4 protein-coding genes are annotated in these 1,074 nt (G+C 40.0%); all 4 read right to left on the reverse strand.

All coding sequences use genetic code 11. The features are described from left to right. The coding region (locus ACFVXH_RS41445) for an AAA family ATPase (protein ID WP_387831253.1) at positions 1–411 on the reverse strand (411 nt) is incomplete at its 3' end. Then, entirely contained in the window at positions 408–566 is a 159-nt protein-coding gene (locus ACFVXH_RS41450) for a hypothetical protein (protein WP_014417937.1), read from the reverse strand. The genes ACFVXH_RS41445 and ACFVXH_RS41450, both read right to left, overlap by 4 nt. 4 nt (positions 567–570) lie before the next feature. Next, a complete protein-coding gene (locus ACFVXH_RS41455; RefSeq protein ID WP_014417936.1) occupies positions 571–774 on the reverse strand; it encodes a YorP family protein in 204 nt (67 codons plus the stop codon). Positions 775–785: 11 nt separating this feature from the next. Further along, on the reverse strand, positions 786–1,074 hold a 289-nt coding region (locus ACFVXH_RS41460), incomplete at its 5' end, for a 3D domain-containing protein (protein WP_387831254.1).

A 1,074-nucleotide genomic window follows, 5' to 3' on the forward strand; every position in this document is an offset into this window, starting at 1 on the left:
GCTCATAACCTCTCTATATAATTCTAAAACCGGCTCAATATCACGATCATTAATGTATTCATCACCGCGTTCACTTAAACGTTGTTTAATAACCTTCGGATCAGCATGTAAGTAGATCACATTGGCTTTACCCCTAATCTTCTCCTCAATTGCCCTTTGCTGCTCTTCCGTTAAGATTGAGTAATCCTTGAACTCCCTCGCATAAACTAAATTTGAATATATGTATCGGTCAATAATTACATTGTCCTCATCGGCTAGCTTATTAAAGTGTTCAAACAGCTTCTCATTACCGCTCTTGGCCAATTCAAAGCTGGATCCCTTTATTACCGGATATCCGAGTTCTTTGCTCAGCTTATCTGCTACTGTTGATTTGTAGCAGCAGTCAGCGCCTTCTAAAATAATCATCGTCATTTATCTTCCACCCTTCTCACATTGCTGAAGCCAATCACTCTATATGAGCCGTCTGGATACTCAACTTCTAATTGCTCATGTCCTTTATCAACTTGTGCAACAATACCAATCTCTCCTGTGAAACCAGCAATCACCTTCTCTCCCTTTTTAAACATACAATTAACCTCCTTTAGCTGGATTTAATTCATGCTCCTTGAAGAATGTAATGTCACCTGTTTCATCACTGACCGCGTAATCATATGTCGCAGAGTGAAGCAACTCAATAATTTTCCCCTCCCGTCCAACATGATGAGGACAAGCGTTCTTTGCATTCTCATTTATGATGACTTTTAACCCTTCTGGATAAGACCAAAACTTCGGCAATTAACCGCCTCCTAACTAATAATCGAGATTGTCCCACTTTGCTTGCCAAAATTAATTGCGTCACGCTCGGTTGCTACGAGCAAGTCCACTTTATTTCCAACTATTGCGCCTCCAGTATCAATTGCAATTGCTTTAAATGTTTTTCCACCAATTCTTACTTCAACAATTGAATTCAAAGGAATAACACTTGGATCGGTTGCAATAACACGATACCCTTTGTAATAGATTGATCGAGTGACATCAACACCTGTTCTTGTGGTTCCTGTGCATCCTTCTTGGCAGTGGGCAATATAAGCACTC

Source organism: Kitasatospora sp. NPDC058184 (assembly GCF_042883725.1).
GTDB lineage: Bacteria > Actinomycetota > Actinomycetes > Streptomycetales > Streptomycetaceae > Kitasatospora.

Coding starts and splice junctions, on each gene's coding strand:
- ACFVXH_RS41450 (WP_014417937.1), bottom strand. CDS start 566: ATGTTTAAAAAGGGAGAGAAGGTGATTGCTGGTTTCACAGGAGAGATT.